Genomic DNA, 1871 nt, shown 5'->3' on the forward strand with positions numbered 1-1871 from the left:
TAGGTGTGCCCGGCATGTGCATACGCTCTAGGGTTCAAGTCCCAAATGGCGAAGATCGTTGTAGCCATTAGCCAAAAGCAAGGGTGTCCGAGGCGACTCGGAATCTGAAGGAAGCCGGAGGCAAATCTCCGACCCGAGGAACACGAATCTCATACTAGGCTGTCCTTCTTGGATGAGACTGCCTAACAAGTCGAAGTCCGAACGATCAAAGGGATTGACAGTAAATGAGGCGGGTACATGGAGAGGAAGTTTATGCACTTACCCGGGGAGGTCTGACAAGAACGCCGTACACATACGGTAACTGGTTCCAGGAGGAACCACTGAATTGTCAGAAGTCAGCCGAAGCCATAGTACCACAGAATTCTAGACGCTGTGGGAAGGGCTGAATCATGAAAAGAGTGTTCACCTCCTTGCGTACGCTTCATTTGATGACACAGAACATATCAGCTTCCTTATGAAGTAAAGGTGAATTCCTTGAGGGCATAAGAAGCGTGGAGAATGAAGCCACACAATAGAAAGGATTGAACCACGTGGAGGTCAATGAGATGTTGGAAAAGATATTGCATAGAGACAACTTAAACAACGCCTACCTTAAAGTGGTCCAAAATAAAGGGAGCCAAGGTGTTGACGGCATTACCATTGCGGAACTGAAATCCCAGATCTCCGAAGAATGGTCTGCCATCCGTCAAGGACTCCTATCGGGAACCTACCAACCGTCACCGATCCGCCGAGTCGAAATCCCGAAACCGGACGGAGGTAAACGGATGCTGGGAATCCCGACAGTCATGGACCGCTTGATCCAGCAATCCATTAATCTCTATCTTCAACGAATCTACGATCCGACATTTTCTGAAAACAGTTATGGTTTTCGTCCGAAAAGACGAGCCCATGATGCCGTGTTGAAAGCAAAACAGTTTATCAACGATGGACACACATGGGTGGTTGATATCGATTTGGAGAAATTCTTCGATAAAGTGAACCACGACCGGTTAATGCGAACGTTAAGCTATCGTATTAGCGACAGAAGGGTGTTAAGCCTCATCCGCAAATATCTCCAGGCAGGAATCATGGAAAACGGATTAGTAAGGCAAAACGAAATGGGGACTCCCCAAGGGAGTCCATTAAGCCCGCTTCTTTCAAATATTGTACTTGATGAACTGGACAAAGAATTGGAGAAACGGGGTATTCGCTTTGTCCGCTATGCGGACGACTGTCAGATCTATACTGGGTCAAAGAAGGCCGCAGAGCGTATCCGTAAGAACATGATTACCTTCATTGAAGGCAAACTGAAACTAAAAGTAAATCGGGAAAAGAGCGCGGTCGATCGTCCGTGGAAACGAAAGTTTCTAGGGTTCAGCTTTACAGCTTCTACTAAAGGAAAAGCGAAAATACGGATCCACGGAAAATCAATCCAACGGGTAAAAGACCGAATTCGGGAGATGACGTCCCGAAAGAAAAGTATTCCGATGGAATACAGAATTGATAAGCTGAACCGATTTATTGTTGGGTGGAGGAATTATTTTCGACTGGCGGAAACACCAACGGTACTAAAGGAATTGATGCAGTGGATAAGAAGAAGACTCCGAATGATCAGATGGAAAGAATGGAAGGCACCTAAAACCAAAGCCAGAAACTTAATCGCCTTAGGGGTGTCGAAACAGAAGGCTCATGAATGGGGAAACACAAGAAAAGGCTACTGGCGAATCGCCTGTAGCCCAATACTCCATCATACGCTAAACGACGCTTATTGGCGGAAAATGGGTTTAAAGTCGTTGATATAACGTTTGATTTTCATGAAACCGCCGTATACGGATCCGTACGTACGGTGGTGTGAGAGGTCGGGGGCTAATCACCCCCTCCTACTCGATTTA

1 protein-coding gene is annotated in these 1871 nt (G+C 46.6%); it reads left to right on the forward strand.

Annotated features, from left to right (window positions below):
* Positions 1-545 precede the first annotated feature (545 nt).
* Entirely contained in the window at positions 546-1781 is a 1236-nt protein-coding gene (ltrA, locus tag K8O68_RS14205) for a group II intron reverse transcriptase/maturase (RefSeq protein ID WP_230897520.1), read from the forward strand.
* Positions 1782-1871: the final 90 nt, after the last annotated feature.

Source organism: Salipaludibacillus sp. CUR1, from assembly GCF_021028955.1.
In the GTDB taxonomy this organism is placed as follows: Bacteria; Bacillota; Bacilli; order Bacillales; family Salisediminibacteriaceae; genus Salipaludibacillus.